Source organism: Sphingobium sp. PNB (assembly GCF_019873065.1).
In the GTDB taxonomy this organism is placed as follows: Bacteria; Pseudomonadota; Alphaproteobacteria; order Sphingomonadales; family Sphingomonadaceae; genus Sphingobium; species Sphingobium fuliginis.
Genome location: NZ_JAINEZ010000093.1, coordinates 1 through 19,296, shown reverse-complemented (window position 1 = coordinate 19,296; position 19,296 = coordinate 1). Strand labels below are relative to the sequence as shown.

General features: G+C 60.4%; 27 protein-coding genes. 4 read left to right on the top strand and 23 right to left on the bottom strand.

Features of this window, described 5'->3' with window-relative positions; all coding sequences use genetic code 11:
• The 5 genes from K7W03_RS22590 to K7W03_RS22570 all read right to left on the bottom strand — a co-directional run.
• On the bottom strand, positions 1 to 968 hold a 968-nt coding region (locus tag K7W03_RS22590; protein WP_222887388.1), incomplete at its 3' end, for a hypothetical protein.
• Between the two features lie 2 nt (positions 969 to 970).
• Complete coding sequence (locus K7W03_RS22585; protein WP_222887387.1) at positions 971 to 1,591, bottom strand: hypothetical protein; 621 nt, start codon at positions 1,589 to 1,591, stop codon at positions 971 to 973.
• Positions 1,592 to 1,774: 183 nt separating this feature from the next.
• Positions 1,775 to 2,149: a hypothetical protein gene (locus K7W03_RS22580; RefSeq protein ID WP_222887386.1), complete on the bottom strand. Its 375-nt coding sequence runs from the start codon at positions 2,147 to 2,149 to the stop codon at positions 1,775 to 1,777.
• A 72-nt stretch (positions 2,150 to 2,221) separates the two neighbouring features.
• Positions 2,222 to 2,815 (bottom strand): Rha family transcriptional regulator, encoded by a 594-nt coding sequence (locus K7W03_RS22575; RefSeq protein WP_222887385.1) that lies wholly within the window; start codon positions 2,813 to 2,815, stop codon positions 2,222 to 2,224.
• Positions 2,816 to 2,854: 39 nt separating this feature from the next.
• Positions 2,855 to 3,025: an Arc family DNA-binding protein gene (locus K7W03_RS22570; protein ID WP_222887384.1), complete on the bottom strand. Its 171-nt coding sequence runs from the start codon at positions 3,023 to 3,025 to the stop codon at positions 2,855 to 2,857.
• 102 nt (positions 3,026 to 3,127) lie between these two features.
• Here K7W03_RS22570 and K7W03_RS22565 point away from each other — a divergent pair, with 102 nt between their 5' ends.
• The 4 genes from K7W03_RS22565 to K7W03_RS22550 all read left to right on the top strand — a co-directional run bounded on the left by K7W03_RS22565 (position 3,128) and on the right by K7W03_RS22550 (position 4,497).
• Complete coding sequence (locus K7W03_RS22565) at positions 3,128 to 3,460, top strand: Arc family DNA-binding protein (protein ID WP_222887383.1); 333 nt, start codon at positions 3,128 to 3,130, stop codon at positions 3,458 to 3,460.
• Positions 3,457 to 3,672: a hypothetical protein gene (locus tag K7W03_RS22560; protein WP_222887382.1), complete on the top strand. Its 216-nt coding sequence runs from the start codon at positions 3,457 to 3,459 to the stop codon at positions 3,670 to 3,672. The genes K7W03_RS22565 and K7W03_RS22560 overlap by 4 nt, the downstream gene beginning before the upstream one ends.
• Before the next feature lie 189 nt (positions 3,673 to 3,861).
• Complete coding sequence (locus K7W03_RS22555; protein ID WP_222887381.1) at positions 3,862 to 4,143, top strand: WYL domain-containing protein; 282 nt, start codon at positions 3,862 to 3,864, stop codon at positions 4,141 to 4,143.
• Between the two features lie 111 nt (positions 4,144 to 4,254).
• Entirely contained in the window at positions 4,255 to 4,497 is a 243-nt protein-coding gene (locus tag K7W03_RS22550) for a hypothetical protein (protein WP_222887380.1), read from the top strand.
• On the opposite strand, the gene K7W03_RS22545 is transcribed toward K7W03_RS22550, so the two are convergent.
• The 18 genes from K7W03_RS22545 to K7W03_RS28385 form a co-directional block, all read right to left on the bottom strand.
• Positions 4,491 to 6,962: a hypothetical protein gene (locus K7W03_RS22545; RefSeq protein WP_222887379.1), complete on the bottom strand. Its 2,472-nt coding sequence runs from the start codon at positions 6,960 to 6,962 to the stop codon at positions 4,491 to 4,493. The genes K7W03_RS22550 and K7W03_RS22545 overlap by 7 nt on opposite strands.
• Complete coding sequence (locus K7W03_RS22540) at positions 6,962 to 7,213, bottom strand: D-Ala-D-Ala carboxypeptidase family metallohydrolase (RefSeq protein ID WP_226870421.1); 252 nt, start codon at positions 7,211 to 7,213, stop codon at positions 6,962 to 6,964. Before K7W03_RS22540 ends, K7W03_RS22545 begins: the two co-directional genes overlap by 1 nt.
• A 4-nt stretch (positions 7,214 to 7,217) precedes the next feature.
• Positions 7,218 to 7,907, bottom strand: coding sequence for a hypothetical protein (locus K7W03_RS22535; RefSeq protein WP_222887377.1), 690 nt, complete (start codon positions 7,905 to 7,907; stop codon positions 7,218 to 7,220).
• Complete coding sequence (locus K7W03_RS22530) at positions 7,907 to 8,776, bottom strand: hypothetical protein (RefSeq protein WP_222887376.1); 870 nt, start codon at positions 8,774 to 8,776, stop codon at positions 7,907 to 7,909. Before K7W03_RS22530 ends, K7W03_RS22535 begins: the two co-directional genes overlap by 1 nt.
• Positions 8,777 to 9,146: 370 nt before the next feature.
• Positions 9,147 to 9,359, bottom strand: a complete 213-nt coding sequence (locus K7W03_RS22525; protein WP_222887375.1) for a hypothetical protein — start codon at positions 9,357 to 9,359, stop codon at positions 9,147 to 9,149.
• Positions 9,359 to 10,693 carry a hypothetical protein gene (locus K7W03_RS22520; RefSeq protein WP_222887374.1) on the bottom strand — a complete coding sequence of 445 codons (1,335 nt, stop codon included), beginning with the start codon at positions 10,691 to 10,693 and terminating at the stop codon, positions 9,359 to 9,361. The genes K7W03_RS22525 and K7W03_RS22520 overlap by 1 nt, the downstream gene beginning before the upstream one ends.
• 65 nt (positions 10,694 to 10,758) lie before the next feature.
• Positions 10,759 to 11,415, bottom strand: coding sequence for a hypothetical protein (locus K7W03_RS22515; RefSeq protein ID WP_222887373.1), 657 nt, complete (start codon positions 11,413 to 11,415; stop codon positions 10,759 to 10,761).
• 10 nt (positions 11,416 to 11,425) lie between these two features.
• Positions 11,426 to 12,103, bottom strand: a complete 678-nt coding sequence (locus K7W03_RS22510) for a hypothetical protein (protein WP_222887372.1) — start codon at positions 12,101 to 12,103, stop codon at positions 11,426 to 11,428.
• 8 nt (positions 12,104 to 12,111) lie between these two features.
• A complete protein-coding gene (locus K7W03_RS22505) occupies positions 12,112 to 12,447 on the bottom strand; it encodes a hypothetical protein (RefSeq protein ID WP_319024337.1) in 336 nt (111 codons plus the stop codon).
• A complete protein-coding gene (locus K7W03_RS22500) occupies positions 12,440 to 12,631 on the bottom strand; it encodes a hypothetical protein (protein ID WP_222887371.1) in 192 nt (63 codons plus the stop codon). Before K7W03_RS22500 ends, K7W03_RS22505 begins: the two co-directional genes overlap by 8 nt.
• A gap of 50 nt (positions 12,632 to 12,681) precedes the next feature.
• Positions 12,682 to 13,650: a DUF5309 family protein gene (locus K7W03_RS22495; RefSeq protein WP_222887370.1), complete on the bottom strand. Its 969-nt coding sequence runs from the start codon at positions 13,648 to 13,650 to the stop codon at positions 12,682 to 12,684.
• Positions 13,651 to 13,702: 52 nt separating this feature from the next.
• On the bottom strand, positions 13,703 to 14,692 hold the full coding sequence (locus tag K7W03_RS22490) for a hypothetical protein (protein WP_222887369.1): 990 nt from the start codon (positions 14,690 to 14,692) through the stop codon (positions 13,703 to 13,705).
• 14 nt (positions 14,693 to 14,706) lie between these two features.
• Positions 14,707 to 14,982, bottom strand: coding sequence for a hypothetical protein (locus K7W03_RS22485; protein WP_222887368.1), 276 nt, complete (start codon positions 14,980 to 14,982; stop codon positions 14,707 to 14,709).
• A 17-nt stretch (positions 14,983 to 14,999) separates the two neighbouring features.
• A complete protein-coding gene (locus K7W03_RS22480) occupies positions 15,000 to 15,194 on the bottom strand; it encodes a hypothetical protein (protein ID WP_222887367.1) in 195 nt (64 codons plus the stop codon).
• On the bottom strand, positions 15,191 to 17,332 hold the full coding sequence (locus K7W03_RS22475; RefSeq protein ID WP_222887366.1) for a hypothetical protein: 2,142 nt from the start codon (positions 17,330 to 17,332) through the stop codon (positions 15,191 to 15,193). The genes K7W03_RS22480 and K7W03_RS22475 overlap by 4 nt, the downstream gene beginning before the upstream one ends.
• A complete protein-coding gene (locus tag K7W03_RS22470; protein WP_222887365.1) occupies positions 17,332 to 18,627 on the bottom strand; it encodes a PBSX family phage terminase large subunit in 1,296 nt (431 codons plus the stop codon). The genes K7W03_RS22475 and K7W03_RS22470 overlap by 1 nt, the downstream gene beginning before the upstream one ends.
• The gene (locus K7W03_RS22465) at positions 18,624 to 18,902 is read right to left on the bottom strand and encodes a hypothetical protein (RefSeq protein WP_222887364.1); all 279 of its coding nucleotides are present in this window, start codon (positions 18,900 to 18,902) and stop codon (positions 18,624 to 18,626) included. The genes K7W03_RS22470 and K7W03_RS22465 overlap by 4 nt, the downstream gene beginning before the upstream one ends.
• A 76-nt stretch (positions 18,903 to 18,978) precedes the next feature.
• Entirely contained in the window at positions 18,979 to 19,134 is a 156-nt protein-coding gene (locus tag K7W03_RS28385) for a helix-turn-helix domain-containing protein (protein ID WP_222887363.1), read from the bottom strand.
• Between the last annotated feature and the right edge of the window lie 162 nt (positions 19,135 to 19,296).

The following is a 19,296-nucleotide window of genomic DNA, read 5'->3' as shown; positions in this document are numbered from 1 at the left end:
GCCTGATAGCCGGTCGCCATGTCGTTTGCGCCAGTGCCGTCCCAACCGGAAATGTCGAGGACATTGGCCTCGCGAGAACCCAGAGCGCCTTGCAGGACGGCAGGCGTTACAGCCGCGTTCGCCGTAGCGGCCACTTCCTCTATCGCCGCCTCGCTCTCCTGAAACCACTGCTTGGCCGTCCCGTTGTCCGATAGGATGGAGCCGGGGGTGGTGCCCATGTTGGATTCGGTCGCGGCTACACCCACGGCGGTTGCGTTGACCTTGGTTGCCGCGTTCCCGGTCGTGTTCTCGACGGCCGTTTCCACCGCTTGCAGAGCAGCCTTGACCGTCGAATTGTCGGGGATGGTCGAGCCGGCGAAAGTGCCCAGATTGGTGGCCGTCCGCGCCACACCGGTCAAGGTCGCCTTGGCCGCCAGTTCAGCATCGACGGTTAGGCCTGACGATGCCCCAGTTTTGCTTGCGGCATCGCTCAGGATAGACGTTCGCACCCAAACTTTGGTAGGGTCATAGACGGAACGGATATAGTTGACCTTGCCGCTGTCAGCCGCAACCTGCGCGGTGAAGTCGACATAATCGCGCGTGGTGAAGGTGCCGGCCTTGCCGACTTCAGCCAGAATCGCGCTGACGTTCGAGACATCCGCGCTCTCAATCTCCGCTGTTGTATTGTACGTGCTGTTCGCGGGACCGGAAGGGCCAACCTCTGCCGGTCGGAAATCGGGAATGGTCTTTTCTACGACATCGCCAACGAGAAATTCCAGGGTATACTCCCCGGAATCGATGTAGAACGAATACATCCCATCCGCATCGGTGACGCAGTAATTCGGTGGACTAAATGCCGTGCCTGACTGATCCGCATAGATCGGCGCGATGGTGTCGGTATCATCGAATTTCGCGCGGACCTGCACTCCAGCCATGGGAACGCCCGTGCGGCGGTTGTCGACCAGATCGAAGACGTGGAATAGCGGCATCGTCAGTACCCCACCGCAATCCACCAAGCCGTGCAGGCGTTGCTGGCGTTGTAGATGGTGAAGCCAGACGCGGTAGCGCTCTGGACCGCAGGATTATTGTCTTGGGCGCTGGTGGAAAACTCACCCACGCCGGAGATAATCGGCCACGATGCATTCGGGAATGCGGCCGGATAGCCGATTGAGGTCGCGCCGTTACCGCTGACGACCTGATTGCCCCACGCCACCTGAAAATAGGAGGATGCGCCGACCTGAAACCGGACATAGCCGGGATTGCCAAGAGACAGCCCGGCAACCCGGACCGCCCCAAGCGTGAGGCATGCGGTCGCGGCGTCCCCATCGTCCAGCAGCGTTCGCATGAAGGCGGTCAGCGCCGTCTGCGCGAATGCGTCGGCACCGGTTGCGTAGATAAGTTGATCTGCGGAGGTGGTCAGCGCGGCAAGGGCGGTCAGCAACCCGTCTTTCGGCTGATAGGCGGCTGGGAGACTATCCACGAACGCCTTGACCTGAGCCATGATCTCGCGGCCCATGTTGTTCATGTTCGCAGCAGGGCAGCCTTCCGCGATGTTGACGGGGCCTACCGAGGTGTTTGCCGCTGGATCGGTACTCCAGTCCGAAACTGCCATGCTTCATTCCTAATCCGGCGAGAGGCGGTGTTTCCGCAGCGATCTCGCAATGTTGGGATTAGGGATGGTTGGCGCGCGGCCAATGGCGGCGGCTCAGTTCCCGAGTGATGGCGATAATGTAGCAGAATCGCGGGGATAGGGAAGGGGAGAAATGGCGGCCCGAAGGCCGCCGGTCGACGGTTGTTAAGTCGCAGCGCCCAAGATCGTCAGCACTTGGCGAGCTAGCCTTTCCGATGTTGAGTGGCCGTGGATCACGTCCTCAAGCCTGCCGTTGCATATCGAGTGAATGCAGCGCGCCTTGATCTTGGCAGTTTCAGGGGTGGCCGGAAGTGCAGCGATTTCTTTCCAGAGGCGGGATGATTCCACCTCCCACCGGTTCCATTCTTCGTCCGGAACGTCGCTGTTTTCCAACTGCGCCGTCCAGAGGTCGAGTTCGTAAAGGCGCTGCATATAATCCGGAGCGGGTGCTGCGATGGCAGGAGCCGCGATAACAACCGGCGCCAGTGCAGCAGCGGCTAGGAACGAACGGCGCGATGATGTATGAGGCTGTGTAGCCATGGTCGATCTCCTGTTCAGATCGATTGAGGGTTAGGAGCGGCGCCGGGGGTCAAGACCGGCGCCGTTCTGTTTTTAGTGGTCGGTGCGATCAGGGGTGACGGTGATCGTCACACTGCCGGGCGGGACGCTGCTGAACATGTCGCGCTGGCGCATCCAGTCAGGCAGAAGCTCGACAGGCGGCATGGGGAAACCAAGCCGCTCCAGCATCCAAGCGCCCGCCGATGGGGTCATGGTGCTGGTGTAAAGCTTTACCTCCGCGATTTTGACCCGCATCTCCTCCATGCTCCATTCGTCATGGGTCTTGGTGTTGAACGGCGGGTCAAGCCGGGATTGCTGCGCGATAGAGGCGCGGCCGACTTCATATTCATCGAAGCGGTGGATGATTTCGATGGTGATGTCGGTTGCTTCCGGGGTTTCGGACTTGGCCGTGATGAAAATCGCCTGCTTGCGGTTCAGGTAATATTCCATCGTGGGACGACCGCGCCCGCTCGCATGATTTTGCGACACCATGGCGCAAATTCCCATGCGCTCAAGTTCCGGCTTCCAGCGGGTGATGAGCTTGCGAATGTCACGGGGGCGCTCAAAGCCCAGCCGCTTCGCAAGATCGGTGTCGAGAATTCTGAACTCGCCATCGATCAGCGCAGGTGTTAAAAGCACTTCTGTCATTCGGATTTCCTTCTGTTTGATAAGGCGTCGGGTGCTTTCTCAGGGCTGACCCGACGCCGTTTTCTCTGCGGCAATTCCTTGTTCCAAAATCGCCACCATCTGACCGTTCATTGAGCGGTGCCGAGCGATGGCTAATTTTCTCAATTCATCACGCAAGCCATCAGGAAGGCGCACGACAAATTTGTCAGAAGTGCGGCTTGTAGCTGTCATTCCAATTCACCTCCTTTCGTGTGATGGCCACAGTAGTACAGTGCCACTAATGGCACGTCAATAGCATGGCCATCAAAAAGCTAAATTTTATTTTGGCGATGATTGCGCTACGGCTTCGCCATGACGATTCCGCCGCCGAGCCGCACTGCCGACAAATTCATTGTTCGCCTTCCTGATGGGATGCGGGACAAGCTCCAAGCCCGCGCTGAAGCGAATGGAAGGAGTATGAACTCTGAGGTGGTTTCTATCCTTTCGCTGGCCCTGGGAGCGGCCGAGACACAGGAAATAGATGAGCTACGAATAAGGCTAACGATGTTGAACGATCGGATGAATATTGCTGCGCAGCAGATTGACGCCATTGCCCAAGAGAAGCGCCGGATCGAGCAGGAAATCGCCGTCCGCGAGGCTATGCTGAAGGATGGCAGGGCCGAATGAAAGATATGCGCACCGTCCGCTGGAACGAGAAGATCAAGCGCGGCTCAACGTTGGTTGGTAATGGCGGCCTGACGCTGCTGGGTGCCGGATTGGCGCGTCTTTTTCTGGTCATGACGGACCTCACTGCCGCCATATGGATTTTGTTAGGCGTGGCCCTTATATTCGTGGCCGTGCAGATGAACGACCTGATCGATTCGGAGGACGAGATATGACCTTAGCAGAAATGGCCCCTGCCATTGTGGCGGTCGTCGTTACCGGCGGTCTGTACCTGTATCTCTGGAATGGTAGCCGCAGAGCGCGTGAGGCACGGGAGCATCGGCATATCCACCCCGCCGAATAGGGCCTGACTCGACTCCCGTTTGCTCCTCTGCCGTAATGGCGGGGCGATTCGGGGGTGATTTATGTCAGAACAGCAGATTGCGAATGCGATCAGGCACAAGCTGGTCTTGTCGTTTATCTACAAGAACGAGATGCGGACTATCGAACCCCATCTTCTGGGCTATGACCGTGACGGCCAGCTAACCTTGAGCGCATGGCAGACAAGCGGGCTAAAGCCGGGGTGGCGAGATTTTCATGTAGAAAAACTGCGCGCCATGTCCACAACTGGACAAACCTTCGCCATGCCGAGGAAGGGCTATAACCCGATGGATACGACCCTGACCCGCGTGGTTTGCCGTCTATGAAGCCGCCGCAGTTGCACTGGCGCGGCCAGCGGGCGGGGCCGCTGTGAAGCGCGCAGTCGGACCAATGCTCAGGCATTTGTCGTTTCCTTTCAGATAGGCTAGGGGTGGGGCGTGGACATCAACTGGCAGATAGTCGCCGCGTCAGCGGGATTTGCGGGCATGCGCGCCCTCATGTTCGAATATCGGGACTGGAAAGGCCGCCGCACGGAAATCCCGCTCGACTGGAACCCGCGCACGCAGACATACGAACCCGACCTTAAGCTGCGCCGATGGGAGCGCTTCGGGAAGATCGCGGCATGGGGGTTGTGGGGCGGCCTGCTAATCACAGGCATCATGATCGTCAACTCCTACTGACCCCCATAATATTGCAGCGCTAAGGCATTCCCAAACATGCCAGGGATGCGGGCGCGATTGACCATGATGTCCCCGACCCGTTCAACCGCAGCCGGCCGTGGCGCCAGAAAGAACGTCTCTGCTGCCTGACGCCCCGTGTCCGAATATAGCGGCGCATTGATCGCATTCCGCACGGCATCGCGAATAGGCCCGCTGGCGCGACCGGCTGTCCCACTGTCCGGGATTGTCGATGGCAAAACCTGTTGTCCCGCCCGCGACAGTTCGAAGAAGGGTCGATCAGTCGTGGACTGCCTGCCACCGAAACGGCGGGCATTGGCATATGCCGCGTTCGTTAGTTGGGCAGGGGTGAACAGGCCAAGGCCGGTGTTGCGCGCTGCGCCCACTGCATCCTCCAGCACCCGTCCGCCGCGATATGCGCCATTGGCGGCGCGGAAGGCATCAATCGTGCCAGGGCTTTGGCGTTCTACCAGCCCTTCAATCGCCGCTAATGCGTCGGACAGGGTATTCGCTGCGTCTGGTCCAACTGCGTCTTGCGAGTTGCCGAAACGAGTTCCGCGCCGCGTCAACTCTTGGCTGGCCTGCTGCATACCGCGACCGCTCATCGTTCCGTTCGGACTGATGAAAGGCTCTATGCTGCGCTGAATGGAGTATTCTGCCTGATCCCCGATAGCGGGAAGGCCGCGAGCATCAGAAAGGCTACGCCCCAGATCGGTGACAAACTGTGGGTCATTGGCATCGAATGTGCGGCCACCCAACGCCGCGTCATATCCGCGACCGACAGCCCCGCGCGTTGCTTCGACCGCCTCCTCTCCCAGCAGACCGGGCGGGATTTGCTCTCCGATAGGTTCCAGATTTTGCCGGAAACCGGCAGCATTGAAACCCTCTAGCCCTTGGCGGCGCAGTTCACCGATGCGATCTCCGATGCCTTGAAACCCAGAAAGGCGATCTTCCCTTGTCTTCAGACGACCGCCAGCAGCCTGCCCCGGCGTCAGCGGCACTCCCTGCTCGCGGAGATAGCGCGCCGCGTCCGAAGTCGCGCCACGAGCGCCGCGAAACGCCATGCCCAGACCGCGAAATGCCCCACGGCCAGCAGCACCTCCAGCCGCCCCTTCCAGCGCGCCAGTAAAGCCGCCCCACAGGCGATTGTCGTTATTCTCGCCAGCACCATAGAGTCCGCCGTAAAGTGCGTCTTCGGCAAGAAGGCGGGGAGCGAGGGTGGAAGCCTCTGCCGCGCCACCGATACCGAGCCGCGAGAGCGCTGCGCCGGGCGCGGCGAGCGCCAGTGCGCCCCCCGAGACATTGCCAATCAGATTTGCATTAGGATTGGCCTGCGCAAGGAGGCCCTTCTTGGCATTAAAAGCGTCGCGCGCCTGCGTGTAATCACCGCCTCCAAGCGCAGAAAGGCCGCCAACAAGTTCATCGGAGAACCCAGCTGACAATCCGTTTGCCGCTCCACTGAAATAGGACCCGACCGGCGAAGCGGACAGCGCCCCGAAGGCATTGGGATTAGCCGTCCGCATCAGGTCTACGGACACATCGCCCCGGTATGGCTTGCCACGCTCAGACGGGTTCTCCCGGATGAACTGTGTGGCGGCATCCAACCCCTGCGTCTGACTGTCATCGACCCCCTTGGAGCGCAGATAATTGCGGATTTCCTCGACGGGGCGCCCCATGCCGATGAGCGCGCGAACCTCATCGTTCACGCCCTTTAGTGCCGGATTCGGTCCGACATTGCCGCCGCTGGGATCAACCTCCAAGGGAGAGTTGCCCGTGCCGATCTTCGGCGGTCCGGCAACAATCCCATAGCGCTCCGCAACCTTCGGATCGCGATAGTCCTCGCCATTGGAGAGAGCCATCACGTTTCGATAGTGCTTCTCGACATTGTTCAGGCTCTCCATGAGCCTTGCCGGGTCCTGCGTCTGCCCCAAGGCTGCAACACTGTCGCGAAGGAGCGCGCCTTCCTTCTCGGTCAGAGAGCCAAGGCCCGATGCACCGGTAGGGGATGCCTGCTTGAGCTGCGCCAGCTTATCCAGCGTCAGGCGCGATGCGATCGTATTGAGCGAGCCACTGAGATTGATCGCAGACTGCGGCTGGAACATTTCAGGCAGGCGCGCCCAATAACCTGCAGCGCCACCATTCTGGAGGTCGGCTTTCGCCCGCTGGATCGCGGCGATAATTTCGTCATTGGCGAGGGTCGCCTGCGCCTTCTGCTGCTCAGGTGTGGCGGTGGCCTGCTGTGCGGCAAGGTCGCGGCGCTTCTTCTCATTGTCCAGTCGCAGCGCTTCAAGCTGCGCGGGGGTCATGATAGCTTCGCGCTGGTCCTGGCGATCCTCCCGGCGCTCAGCACGCGCGTCATTGCGATCCGCCCTGTCCTCCCGACGCTGCGCGAAAGGATCGCGAATGATCTGTCCCGCAGGGGCGGGCGTTTCGTCAAACTGATCGAAAGGATTGCTCTGCTGCGCCATTATCGAAGCCCCGCTGTACCGCGCTTGCCAAAGTAAGGAACCCGACCATAGCCGGGCAGGGTGACGTGGATGTGGTTGCCCTCATCGAGGTAGCGTGCGTTCGGGCCGAAATAGCTCTTGAGCGCCGCAACGGACGTGCCGGAATAGTCCACGCCATCGCCGGTTAGATGATGGCTGTTCGGAACCCCTCCGACCGCCCGATTGCCCTCAGGCGTGCGTCGTCCGCTGGTCATCGTGCCTGGAGCGCCCATAGGATCAGGGAAAGGTGGCGCCCCCTTGCGAGGGCGCACCTCCCAGAATTGCCGCAGCCGCGCCTTTCCCGTATTTCGCATCGAACTGATCCGCCAGAGACGGGTTGCTGCGGAGATAGTCGATAGCAGCCTGCGGCGCGCTATTACCGACAGAAGATTGACCACCTCCTTTCGCAACCGTGCCCATTCCAGAGCGCGGACCCAGATAGGTGCCCCCCGGCACCGGTATGCTGACGATGGGATCAGTTTTGTTCTTGAGCCATTGAAGCGCGGAATCGCGGCCAAGCGTTTGCTCAATATAAGAAAAGTCGTTGGCCGTATCGTTGTTCACAGGCTTCGGATTGGCCCGCTCCCATTGCTGCTTCGCCACCCAATCCTGCATTTCAGCCTGTCGCTGCAATTGGGCCTGCTCCAGCATCCGCTGGCGCTGGCGGTCCTGCAACTTCATCTGGGTATAGACGCCTTGCCCACCACCAGCGGCCGACAGGGCATCGCCAATGATGCCTATCACATCCTTGGTGCCGAAACCGGGCTTGGCAGACGGGGCGTTATCGAGAATGGAGCGGGTCTCAGGGCTGATATAGCTGCCCATGGGCGTAGCACCGGGCAGGCCATCGCCTATGCCGGGCGTGGTCAAAGGCGGCTGTGCCTGGAAAGGCGAGCGCGACCTGTTGAAACCGCCGAACATCGCCATCACAGCACCCCATAGTTGACGGTCTGATAGCCGTCGATCACAGGCCCAAGGGCATCGGGGCGCAAAATTGCGACCTCATCGGCCATCACGCCGGCATGACGGCCAGAGGGCATGAAAGCGGCAATTTCGTCGCTGGGTGGATCGATATAGTCGAAGACATAGAGGCCCAAGCCATCATGGCGAACACCTACCCACTCGATATTGTGCTTCAATGCCGGGTCCGATGCTGCGTAGGCGCCAGCGGCCGCGCCAGCAGCCTGTAGCAACGCCTGACCAAGCCCCCCGCTGGTTTTCGTGGTCGTGCTATTCCCCCACAGGCCGCCAAGGGCCTGAGCGAGCGCCAGAGCGTCCTGCATGGGCAATCCAGCCGTGGTTGCGCCCAACCCGGCCTTCGTCTGCACATTCTCATTCGTCGCGCTGTTGAGGCCGAGCGCCTGAGATACGGCAGACGCCATACGATCCCGCTCGTTGTTGTAGTCGGTGTAGCGCAGGTTATTCTCGGCTTCGGCAAGGCGAGTGCCTAGCTCCCCGATCTGTCGCGACGAGCCGGTTTGTCCATTGCGGCTGAACAGTGAGTTCACGCGATCGGCAACGCTGTTGTTCGTGGTGTTGATCACGCCTTCCAGATACGGATTCCCGGCGTCGAGATATTTTCCACCCAATACATCATCGACATAACCTCGCGCGCCGGTCAGCGTCGGATTGTCGATCGAATAGCTGTCGAACGTCCCCTTGAGGCTGTTCGTGATGTCCTTCACGTTGCCCTGGTTGCCGGCAAAGGCGTTCTGCACGGCACTGGAGGCGGATTGCAGGTAAGGCATCGCAGCTTTTGACGGGCCGGTGGTCGTCTTTGAACTACTGAGGCCCATCAGGAAAGCTCCTTCCGGATTGCCGTCTGATATAGCAGATAGCCCTTGCGCTTCATGACCCGTGACCAACCTTCCCTAGATTCGATCCGGGCAAATCTGCACCCGATCGAACGTGCCCAATTTTCGGCTAGGAGGATGGTTGGCCCGATAAGCTGGCTCAGTTCCCCGACTGCTGCCTCGACATGCATCTCACGAACGCCTGTGGGATATGCCTTTAGCGAAACCAGAATAGCAGAATCTGCGTGCGAGAAAAGCCGAAACCTTCCACTCCATACTTCTCCGTCCAACCATGATTCGGTATAAAGCTCAGGGTCAAGAATGGAGATGAAGCCGGAACGGAAGCGCTGATATTCCGACCATCCGGGCGGCATCACTTCAGCCTCTCGGAAACCGCCTGTAGAGCATTGGCGATAGCCTGCACTTCGGCCTGCGTCGGCGGGTTGCTGATCGTCGGCGCGGTGTAGATCGTGGCCCCGTCCCGCATGACGGCTCCCTTGAGAAGCCCATTAATCAGCCCCACGACCTTGCGGCACCAGTCCGGGAGCGTGGCCATGGACGGAGGCGTGGGGGGAAGAGGCAGCATCAGCGCACGCCTTCCGTCTCGAACTCGACGTCAAGCCCCAAGGCATAGGTCCACACCGCACCATCCGGAATGTCGACCTGCAAGCCCACATGGCGTCCATTCGCCCGCAGCGGCACACGGCCATTATCGCGGATGCCACCTGAGACGACCTTATGCTCTGCGTCTCCAGCACGGGCGCGGACGTCGACCGTGACAGTGCCTTGCACGGCGTCGGAGACGACGCGGGCGCCCCTGATACGAACCCGCATGCCGTCGCCTATCTCCGTAGGCTTGATCACGAACGATGCGGCCATATTGGGGCCTGAGAGCGTCCGCACCGCGCCGCTATTGCTGGCCACCACCAGAAGAGGGTTGCCGCCTGAGAAAATATCGGCATCGAGCGATCCGGGAATGGCGTCGATGCCACCGGGATAGAGCGCGTCGAGAGCGTCGATCGATAGGCTGGACGTGAACCCGGAGAACACCGCGCGCAGCGATGTATCGATGGTCGACCATTCTCCCAGCGTCCAGTCATAGCACCAAATGCGGCCGGGAATGCCGGGGATAGCCCACATGACCGTGGTAGCGCGAGGGTCTACCGCGCTGGTCATTCTGGCGATGTCGTCGCGGCTGTAGAGGCTGAAGAACTCGCGGTCGACCTTCTCCAGGCCGATCGGCTGCACCGTGTTGCGGTCGCAAACCTTGAAGCCCTCTTCGGACAGGAAGAACACCAACTGTCCGGCTCGCGCAACCGAACCCTTGGCCATACACCCCACGTCGCTGGCGATCTCATCGAAGGTCCACCACGTCACGCCATCGTCGTTATAGGTGGCGCGACGGACGGCGTTCTGCTGGAGGATGATGCCAGTCTCACCCCCGGCCAGGCCCATAATATCGCCGCCAGCGGGGAATGGGACATAGAGGCATTGGTTCGTGCCCGCCGTCCATCCTTCGCTGTCATTATAGCCTGAGATGGCGAGCGTATTCCGCGCCGTGGGATCGCCCGCAAGAAACACCTGATCGCGAACCGTCGCCACCAGATCAGAGACAGGCGGACTCCCGCCCAATGTCGCAGCCGTTCCTGCCGTCAGGTCATATTTGACCGGCGCCCCGCCATTGACCGCTATCGCCAAATCACCGAACTGCGCGAACCTCCATACCGATACGGTGAGGCTGCCGAGAACGCTATTCCAGTTCGTGCCGTCATAGCGATAGAGGTTCGTTGCCGTTCCCGCGATCATGGATGCCACGCCATCGGACGACACATAGGAGGCGCCGTTGATCAGCCCTGCCAGCGTGGCGGCAAAGGTGGCTGGCGACTTGACCGGACGATAGCCGTTCGCTGCCGGGAACACATTATATGCCCTCGACTGGCTTAGCGGCTTGTCAGGCTCCAGAGGGCCGAAAGGGAAGCGCTTGTTCAACAGCGCGCTCCCCGAACCTGACGGGCAACGGTCGGGGCCAGGGGGCCGCCCCAGGCGTCCTTGCGGGATGCCGACTGCACCTCCGCTATCGCCTCATCCAGATAGGCCTTGCATGTGTCGATGGCGTCGGGATCGCGGATATAGGTCGCTGCTTGATGGAGCGCGCCCCAGACGTAAATGTCAGGATGCTCGTCCAATATCCAGTTGGTGGGCTGGAAGCTGCCCAGAGGCGGAATGCGGCGCCAGTAGACAGCCTGAACCGTCAGGGGGGCGTCTGCCGTTGGGGCAGGGGAGAAGCGCAGCGTGCGCCCTTCGATGGCATAGACCTGCGCAAAGCCGGAATAGGCCCAATCCGGAAGCTGGCTGCTCGAAATCTCCGCAAGCGGGCGGTTAGGCTGTCCAGCGGGATAAATGCGGCGCATCTTCCGGAAATCATCGGGCAGCGCATATTCCTCGCCCGTGATCGCCCAAGTTACGGGCGTCTCCTGCATGACGGTTCGCAGGAGCCGGTTGAGCCGCGCCTCCAGCAGCGACACAAACTCCGGGATGCGGTCGTTCAGGTCGTCACGGTCGAGCCAGTTGCCCACCATGGCGACCAGATCGTCATAGTTGCCGATGGTGCCGGGGACGATAACATCAAGGGAAATGCCCATTGTCGCGCCCTTATTGAGTATAGCCCTCGAAATAGGCCGTGGCGCTCGCCGTCTTGGTGAAGCAGCCGGTCGTGGAGAAAACCGCCGTGATGCCGGTCGAGAAGCGAGCGGGAAAGTCAGAGAAGGAAATGGTCAGCGTCGAACTGGCGGCGATGGCGCGACAAACCAGCGGCGTCACAGCGCCATCGGCTGGGGCGGTCGTGGCATTGAACACCATGAGATAGCCCGCAGACGCGCCAGAGGTGATCGACAACCGATAGAGATTGCCTGCCGACGCCTTGAAGACCCGGTTGCTTTCCACCGCAGTTGAAGCAACCGGCACGATGGCGATATTCGCGTCGGTCGTCGGCGTCTGGGCAACCAGTTGGGCGCCGTTGATGCTTTGCCGCAGTTGCGCGCTCTGGCCATTAGTGAGGGCGGGCAGGGTGGAGGTATAGCGACCGGCGACATTGACCGGGTTGCCCACGGCAGTAGCACTATCGGCCTGCGTGCCCTGCACCTGGCCGGAGCTTGTGCCCGAACCGGCCGAACTGGTCACCAGAGCGCCCGCGCTATCAAGGCGCAACTGCCGCTGCTGTCCATCCGAAAGAGTGGGGGTGGCGGTCGTGTAGATGCCGCTGACGGCCTGCTGTGCCATCGCGACCGAAGGCGAGGCCAGAAGGGCGATGAAGGCAATGATCTTGCGCATTTCTAGCCTCACATGATGAAATGGTTGACCCGGAGGTATCGATACTCCGGGTCGTTCAGGAGCCGCTTGACGCCATCGATGTGCGCCGGGTCCCATGCGTTGACGCCATGCTTCACGAGCCATTCGTACATGACGCCAACGGGGATATGGGCAGCGTGCCACATGTCCGAGCGCTTATCGAAGCCATCGGCCTGAGTGGCCTTGTTGCGGTCGAGAATGACATTCTGCGCGGCACGATCCTGATCATAGGCGATCTGGATTTGGTCGCCGTCCGCCTCATAGTTCATCCACTTGCGCAGGCCGGTTTCGGCGCAATGGTCGATAAGCTCCCAGCGTTCAGACACGCTTCACCTGCTCCCGCTCAATGAGGAACTTCGCCAGATCGGCATCGACCTCGGCGGTGTCGCCCTTGTTCAGTTCGTCATCGCTGATGACTTCCTTGTCGCGGGTGACGGCATGAACGGAGCCAAGGGCAACATTGTGCGTGACGCACTGGACCTTGACGGGCTTGTCGGTTGCGGTGGTCATAATCTCTTCTCCAAAGGAGAAGGGCGAGCCGAAGCCCGCCCCTCAATCGGTTACTGCTGGATGTCGCAGACGGCGCCGGAAGCGGCTTCGTTCAGCGAACGCATGGTGACTTCCATGTACCAGGCCTTGCGCGTGGCGAGGCCGGTGACCGCCAGTTCACGCGGCTGGAGCGGGTCGAGATAGGCCAGTTCCCAATAATCGGGGTCGATCACCAGCGCATCGCGGCCGGTGGTGAAGCGGCTCGGCACAAACTGCACCTCGCCCACGTCCGACACGTAGAAGTCGGCGCCCGCGACGATGGTCAGGCGCTTGTTGCCCGCTTCACGGCGCTGGGTAGCGAGACCCGCGAAGGTCGCCGCCGTCTGCTTCAGGCCGATGCTGGTGACGACCAGCTTGGGATTGCCGCCAGCGGCCCACGCGCTTGCCAGGACCGTCTTCAACTGCGATTCCGCATAGGTGCGCAGCGTGCCGTTGGTCATGGCGGCGCTGGGATAGCCCGATGCACCGCCCGAATAGGTCGGGTCGGCGCCACCAGCGCCCCGGTTGTCGTTGGTCTTGATCCACGCCAGCATGCCGGCCATTTCACCAGCGACGGAGGCCGTGGGCGGGACGGCAGGCGACTTGGAGCAGATGCGGGTTTCGAGGTCGGTCTGAATTTCCTTCAGAGCCTTCATCGATTCACGCGCCAGCTCAGAGCGACGGCCGGCAGCGTCAGACGCTTCCATGGTCGTGGACGAACTTATGACCTTGGTCATGATCTGCGTGTAGTTGCCGACGCGGACGGTGTTCGGGCGGCTTTCGTTCGCCAGATCATCGCCCTGCACAGCCTTGTTGTCGCCATTGGCGGCCTTCAGGCCATCGGTCTGCCATTCGGTGTAAACCTGCTTGGCCTTGGGGCCGGTGCCGATGGCGCGCTTTACGGGCGCATCGTCGGGGAACAGTTCACCGATACGGTCGGAGAGGTCTTCGCGGATGCCGACGCGGCCAACCGCCTGGATGGTATTGCTTGGAACAGCCATTGAAAAAATCCTTCAAAGGGCAGTGCCGTCATCGCGACGGGGAAACTGCTGCTCAGAGACCCAGAAATGCTGCTGCGGCGTCGGCGTCCTTGGGATTGGCCTTGAGGCGGTCCCATGCCTGCTGACTACGAGCGGCATTCGCTTGCTGCTTGCTTGGCTTTACGCCTGGACGTGCCATTTTCGGCAAATCCTTGGCGGCTCGAACCGTCTCCATCTTCTTCGCCATGAGAGCGCGGTATTTCTCCGCATCAGCTTTCCATTCGGAAGCCTTTTTCAAAGCGATGATGTCGGCGGAAGAGGCTTCAGCCATCAACTCGCTGGAATATCCGAGTTCCGCGCCGATGGAATGCAACTGTTCGCGCAGTTTCGGGCCGCTGGATGGGTCGAACCATTCCGGGAGTTGTTCCTGCAACCGCTGGGCATCCGACGCACGTTCGGCTTGCTGCGACTGTTCCCGCGCAGACTGTGCGGCGGCCTGTGCCTGAGCGATCTGCTGGTGCAACTGCTGTTGCTGGTCAGTCGATCGCTGGTATGCCGCCATCTGGCGTTGATAGATAATTACATCATCCTGATTCCCGCTGTAAAGCAGTCTTTCATCGGGCGGCTGCGGCAGAAGCATCTGGGCATAGGCGTTGAGCTTCTGTGCATGCTCCTCATGCATTTTGACGATGATGTCGCGGGCTTCGTTGGCGACCTGAGTGCGCGTATTGGACGCTTCGAAAGCCTTCTGTTTGACGAAGTTGTCGCGCTCGGTCTCGCGCCGCTGGATCACCGCCTGCGCCTCGGCAGGGAGCGCGGCGAATATCGCCTTGTCTTCCTTCGACCAGCTATGCGGTGCCTCTACCGCAGGCGCAGCGGCTTCCTCGCCCTCTTCACCTTCCTCGCCGGATTCGGCATCGTCTTCCGACGCTTCTCCCGCTTCCTCGCCCAAAAGCTCATCTTCGCTGATAAGCTCCTGTTCTTCTTCCTGCTGGCCGTCCTCGCCAAGCATGACATCCAGTTCCGGACCAAGGACGCTCTCCAGCGTGCTTTCATCGACCATCTTTCTTCACTCCACTACAGCCAGCGGCGCTTTGCTTCTGGCATGTTCGCAATCTCGTCGGCGCGGTTCTTCTCCTGCGCAGCGATCCCGCCGTCAGCGATGGCGGCGCGCAGATGGCTTTCGACGGTGTTGATCACGCGCTGAGCCACCGAGAGTTTGATGATCTTGTCCGGCTTGTGCGGCTCATCGATCGCCGCCTTCATCTGCGCCGCCATATATTCGGAGCGCAGGGCATCGATGATGGGCGCGATGACCTCCATTGCGGCTGTCGCGTCGTGGGCGCGCTTCATGCGTTCTGCTGGGGTCATCACCATTCCTCGTTGCGGCCGAAGCCAATGGGGTTAGGGGCGCGCCAGATCGTGTCCCCGTGGCGGTCCAGAATGCCGGTGTCAGTCGCTTCGTGATCCGGCACGCTGACGCTGGGCAGGAGAGGGGCCTCATTGTCCCAGAAGTCGTCCTGAATGCGCTCCAGGGAGCGAGGGCGAGTGAAATAGCGGCTCACTTGTCCAAATCTCCACCTGGCCGCTTCTTGGGCAGCGCTTCCTCAGCCTCCGCCTTCCGCGATGCCATTTCCTGATCGAAAGCGAAGCGCCGTTCGGCCATGTCTTCTTCGAACTGCTGCTGACGAAGAGCGAGGGACGCCTCGAACTCGGCTTTCTGCCGCGCCAAATCCTGCTCCAGCGCCGACTTCTCGCGCTTCGATGCAAGATCATATTCGTTCCGCTGGGCTGCAAGCGCCGCGTCATGTTCCTGCTGCCGCGCCTTCAATTCATTGTCGAACGCCGCTTGTTGCGCTTGCTGGTCAAGTTTCTGAGCCTCAAGCATCGACTTGGCCTGAACCTCCATCATCTTGGGGTCGGGCTTCTCTTCGGCCGGGGGCAGGCTATCGGGATCGGTCGCCAAATCGCGGGCGTTACCAAGGTTCGCGTCTGCGATCAGGCCCTTTATATTGTTGTAGATATTCGTGTCCGTGAACACACGAGAGCCATTTTGCAGTGCGGCCTGGGCGATCTCCAGCAGCATTGTGCGGTATTGTAGGCGCTGGTCCTTTCGTCCTGATCCAAGTCCAACTCGAACAACGACATTCATCTCTTCCGGCCATTCACGCGGCTTAATCTCAACCGGCATACCGTCGATGATCATTTCGAACGGGCGACCGTATTGACGCATCAGATGGTATTTCTTCAGCATCAGCCGGGCGAAGGCTTCAGCGAAGTTGCGGGCCAGATATTCCTCGATCTGCTGCCCTTGCGCCTGCATGAGGGCGGTTCCAGTGGCGGTCTTGTTCAGCGCGTCAGCATCCAACCCCTGATTGAGGCGGGTAATGCCGGTACGGGTTTCCTTCTCACCGTTCAGCGTCTCCATGAGCGTGATGCCGGAACCGATATCGAACGAGCTTGTGCTGATTTCGGGCTTGATCGACCCTATCCAGCGCGCGAGTCCTCCGGGCCGATTGCTGGTGAGTAGGTCGTCAATTGTTGTGTCACCGATGGACGATTCATTGATCCAGATGCGAGGGTTGTTGGAGAAGTAGAACCCGTCCATCGTCTGGCGCAGAGCTACCGACCGCGTGCGCTGGATGTCCATCACCTTGTCGGCCAGCGACTGACCCGTGATCCGTCCAGGCATGGGGAAGGGGCACCAGACGACGCCGGGCTGCTCATCCACTTCCTCGACATCGAGAATGGTCTTGCCGACTCGGTGAACCTTCAGAAGCTCGGCAATGCCGTCGCCGTTCAGGTCATAGCGCGCATATTCCTCAAGGAACCACACGGCACGATTGGCGCCCGTGCGATAGTCCACGATGTTCTCATTCTGCCCATCGTCGCGGACAGAGGAGAGCGTGGTCAGCGATTCATTGCCGTCATCCCACAGGCCAGACGCATCATATCCTTCTGCGGCAATTTGGCTGAGCGTCTTGCGCATCTTGAACACATTGTAGATGCAGTCATTGTCCAGATCGCGGGCATCCGATGCTACGCCGAACTCCTCGTTGGGCGTCACATAGTCGCGGAACTTGGGAGGCTGAGGCTCAAGCCATGCAACTCTCCATTGCTGGCCCTCACCATCCCTCTGATCAGAGGCGATGAATTGCACACCCTGCTCAGTCATGGCGGACATTTCATCAACCGACAACACAGCCTCACGGCGTTTTGGCGGCTGAGGCTCCACGCAGACCTTGGCGACACTGGATTTCTCCAGCAAGCCCGCCTTGATCCAGTCATGAAGAACGCGATAGCCGTCCTGCCCCTGCATGAACTCGCGGGTGACAGCCATCGTAGCCTGTTCAGAAATGGACGGCGGCTGAGGGATTGGGTTGCCCTTTTCGTCGCGCTCGATTCGGCGCGGCGGCTCAGCACAATCGAACTCAACAACCTTGTCCCCGCTGGCCATGGTCCGAAGCAGGGATACGGTCATGTAATCAATGACCTCCGCCACATCGCGGGTCACAAGCTGCGAGCGGCCGTCTACCTCATCCCCGAAAGGCTCGCCGTTGTAGAAGTCGATCGCGACTTCGCGCTCTTCCTGCAACGTACCGTCTTCAGCGCGCCGCTCTTCCTCCATCAGGAAGTTGACCAGCGTGTCCATGTCGGGGCCTTCATTCTCGAAAGCCAAGGTGATGTCGGGCGCGCCAGCCATTATGCAATGCCTCTGCTAGAATAAGAGATGGGACGTGCCGACTTCGGCTCGCGATAGGAAACGGCGGTCAGCCCGAAGGCGTCGGCGCCATGGCTCGACCAATCGTGATTGGGTCCAAGGCCAATGCCGCGCTCTTCATCGCGCTTTTCGTGATACCAGCCGATGGCATCGAGGCCGCCAGAGCATTTGTCCGCATCGAACCACATTTGCGGGAACAGCCGGCGGGCAGTCTCAATCCGCTGCATAGCCGCGCCAGCGCCCTGATTAGGCACGACCTCAACCTGAAATCCCGCCTGTCGCAGCGCCCCTTCATAGGTCGTCTGATAGACCTTCTCATGCGCCGCCCCGTCATGCGGAAGGATGCACAGGGCATTCTCGTAGCCATTGGACCGCAGCCATTGGATATGGGTTGCGAGGGGCTGACCCACCGCTTCATAATAGTCGAGAAAGCGGATTTCCTTGCCGATGAACTGGACAATCCAGATCGCGGTTGCATCCGCCTTGGCGCCCGTACCGCCGATGTCCCAGATGGCTCGCAGCGTCATCAAGGGGTCGGCGGCAACCCGGCACACACGGCCATCGGTCCGTGCTTGCGTCAGATGCTTGGCGTAGTAGGCGCCTTCAATGACAGTGAGATATTCACCCTCCCAGATATGTCCATACTGATCCGGGCGTTCTGTCTGATCCTTGATGCGCACGCGGTTGAGGATGTCAGGGAACCACGGGTTATCGCGCCAATTCATCTCCACGATCTTGACGCGGGGATCATTGTCATTGGCATGGCGGAAGCGCTGGTTGGTCGCGCTGTTCTTGCGCTCAGGGTTCCATGTCAGCCAAAGCTCGCTGTCTTCCTCACGAAGCGTCGGAATCAGCTTGACCCATGCCTCTTCGGTGACAGGCTCGGCCTCATCGATCCACGCCAGCAGAATGCGGAACTTCGACTTGATGCTGTTCAGGTTCCGGGACAGACCGACGAATGAATAGCTGATGCGCCCGCTTTTGGTGCGGATGTAGGTTTCGCCAATGTCGAAGTGGGGCAGCAGCCATTCGGTCTCGCGGATCGCCGCCTTGATCTCCTCAAGCGACGAATCGGCCAGCGAGTTCATGAACTGGCGGGCGCATAGGATAATGCCCTGACGCCCTTCCATGTCCCATTTGTAGGCGCGCACAGCGGTCATGAGGGCGAAGGTGCGGGTTTTTGCGGAGCCACGTCCGCCATGCGAGCCGCGAACGTCCGCCGCGCCTTCGAACACCGGCACCAGCTTGGCGGGGATTTTGATCTGAGCCGCCGTCATTCCGGGGAGACCCCGACGAGTTCGATGCGGGTGACCTTGATCGGGCCGCCATCCTCCCCGGTGATCTGCATGGGCAGAACCTTGCCGAGAAGGGGCAGGAATGATTGCGGATTTGCGGTTGCCTGCGTGGTCAGATAGCCTACAAGGCCATCCTTGCCGCCAGCCTTTTCAGCGGCCTGCAGGATCGCGTCTTTCAGAAGCGCGGTCGTCTTGTTCGGGACACCCTTCTTGCGCCCCTTGCCCGCATTGGTCAGGTTCTCAGGCTTTCCCTGCAACCTTCCTGTATTTTGCTGGCCTGCCATGGGGCATACCAACTACATGGAAAACCAGCGCCGCATAATATGACATAATTCAAGCCTGGGCGCCTCGCAGAACGCGGAACACAGTCCGCAGCGGCACATGAAGTTCGCGGGCGATGCGCGACTTGTTCACATGCTGGCCCGACATGCGCATAGCGAGGGCGCGGGCTTCGATCTTTGGCGCTACCGAGCGCGGCCTACCCCTCATTCTGCGCCTCCGCAGCGATGGCCCATGCGCGGTCTAGCTTGCGGAAAGCTGCATCAAGAAGCGCGTGGCACGTTGCCATATCTATAGCGCGACGATCTGGGTGAGAGGTCAGCGACTATCAGGATGAGAACAGATTGTCGCGGCGGGTTCATGGTGCCGGGT

Excerpts from the sequence above, each read along its gene's own strand:
- K7W03_RS22575 (WP_222887385.1), bottom strand. The coding sequence starts at position 2,815 with ATGACAGAAGTGCTTTTAACACCTGCGCTGATCGATGGCGAGTTCAGA.
- K7W03_RS22515 (WP_222887373.1), bottom strand. The coding sequence starts at position 11,415 with ATGGGCATTTCCCTTGATGTTATCGTCCCCGGCACCATCGGCAACTAT.
- K7W03_RS22540 (WP_226870421.1), bottom strand. The coding sequence starts at position 7,213 with ATGGGCGCTCCAGGCACGATGACCAGCGGACGACGCACGCCTGAGGGC.
- K7W03_RS28385 (WP_222887363.1), bottom strand. The coding sequence starts at position 19,134 with ATGAGGGGTAGGCCGCGCTCGGTAGCGCCAAAGATCGAAGCCCGCGCC.
- K7W03_RS22470 (WP_222887365.1), bottom strand. The coding sequence starts at position 18,627 with ATGACGGCGGCTCAGATCAAAATCCCCGCCAAGCTGGTGCCGGTGTTC.
- K7W03_RS22530 (WP_222887376.1), bottom strand. The coding sequence starts at position 8,776 with ATGGGCCTCAGTAGTTCAAAGACGACCACCGGCCCGTCAAAAGCTGCG.
- K7W03_RS22490 (WP_222887369.1), bottom strand. The coding sequence starts at position 14,692 with ATGGTCGATGAAAGCACGCTGGAGAGCGTCCTTGGTCCGGAACTGGAT.
- K7W03_RS22510 (WP_222887372.1), bottom strand. The coding sequence starts at position 12,103 with ATGCGCAAGATCATTGCCTTCATCGCCCTTCTGGCCTCGCCTTCGGTC.
- K7W03_RS22500 (WP_222887371.1), bottom strand. The coding sequence starts at position 12,631 with ATGACCACCGCAACCGACAAGCCCGTCAAGGTCCAGTGCGTCACGCAC.
- K7W03_RS22535 (WP_222887377.1), bottom strand. The coding sequence starts at position 7,907 with ATGGCGATGTTCGGCGGTTTCAACAGGTCGCGCTCGCCTTTCCAGGCA.
- K7W03_RS22485 (WP_222887368.1), bottom strand. The coding sequence starts at position 14,982 with ATGAAGCGCGCCCACGACGCGACAGCCGCAATGGAGGTCATCGCGCCC.
- K7W03_RS22585 (WP_222887387.1), bottom strand. The coding sequence starts at position 1,591 with ATGGCAGTTTCGGACTGGAGTACCGATCCAGCGGCAAACACCTCGGTA.
- K7W03_RS22475 (WP_222887366.1), bottom strand. The coding sequence starts at position 17,332 with ATGGCTGGCGCGCCCGACATCACCTTGGCTTTCGAGAATGAAGGCCCC.
- K7W03_RS22555 (WP_222887381.1), top strand. The coding sequence starts at position 3,862 with ATGTCAGAACAGCAGATTGCGAATGCGATCAGGCACAAGCTGGTCTTG.
- K7W03_RS22570 (WP_222887384.1), bottom strand. The coding sequence starts at position 3,025 with ATGACAGCTACAAGCCGCACTTCTGACAAATTTGTCGTGCGCCTTCCT.
- K7W03_RS22560 (WP_222887382.1), top strand. The coding sequence starts at position 3,457 with ATGAAAGATATGCGCACCGTCCGCTGGAACGAGAAGATCAAGCGCGGC.
- K7W03_RS22545 (WP_222887379.1), bottom strand. The coding sequence starts at position 6,962 with ATGGCGCAGCAGAGCAATCCTTTCGATCAGTTTGACGAAACGCCCGCC.
- K7W03_RS22525 (WP_222887375.1), bottom strand. The coding sequence starts at position 9,359 with ATGCTGCCTCTTCCCCCCACGCCTCCGTCCATGGCCACGCTCCCGGAC.
- K7W03_RS22495 (WP_222887370.1), bottom strand. The coding sequence starts at position 13,650 with ATGGCTGTTCCAAGCAATACCATCCAGGCGGTTGGCCGCGTCGGCATC.
- K7W03_RS22580 (WP_222887386.1), bottom strand. The coding sequence starts at position 2,149 with ATGGCTACACAGCCTCATACATCATCGCGCCGTTCGTTCCTAGCCGCT.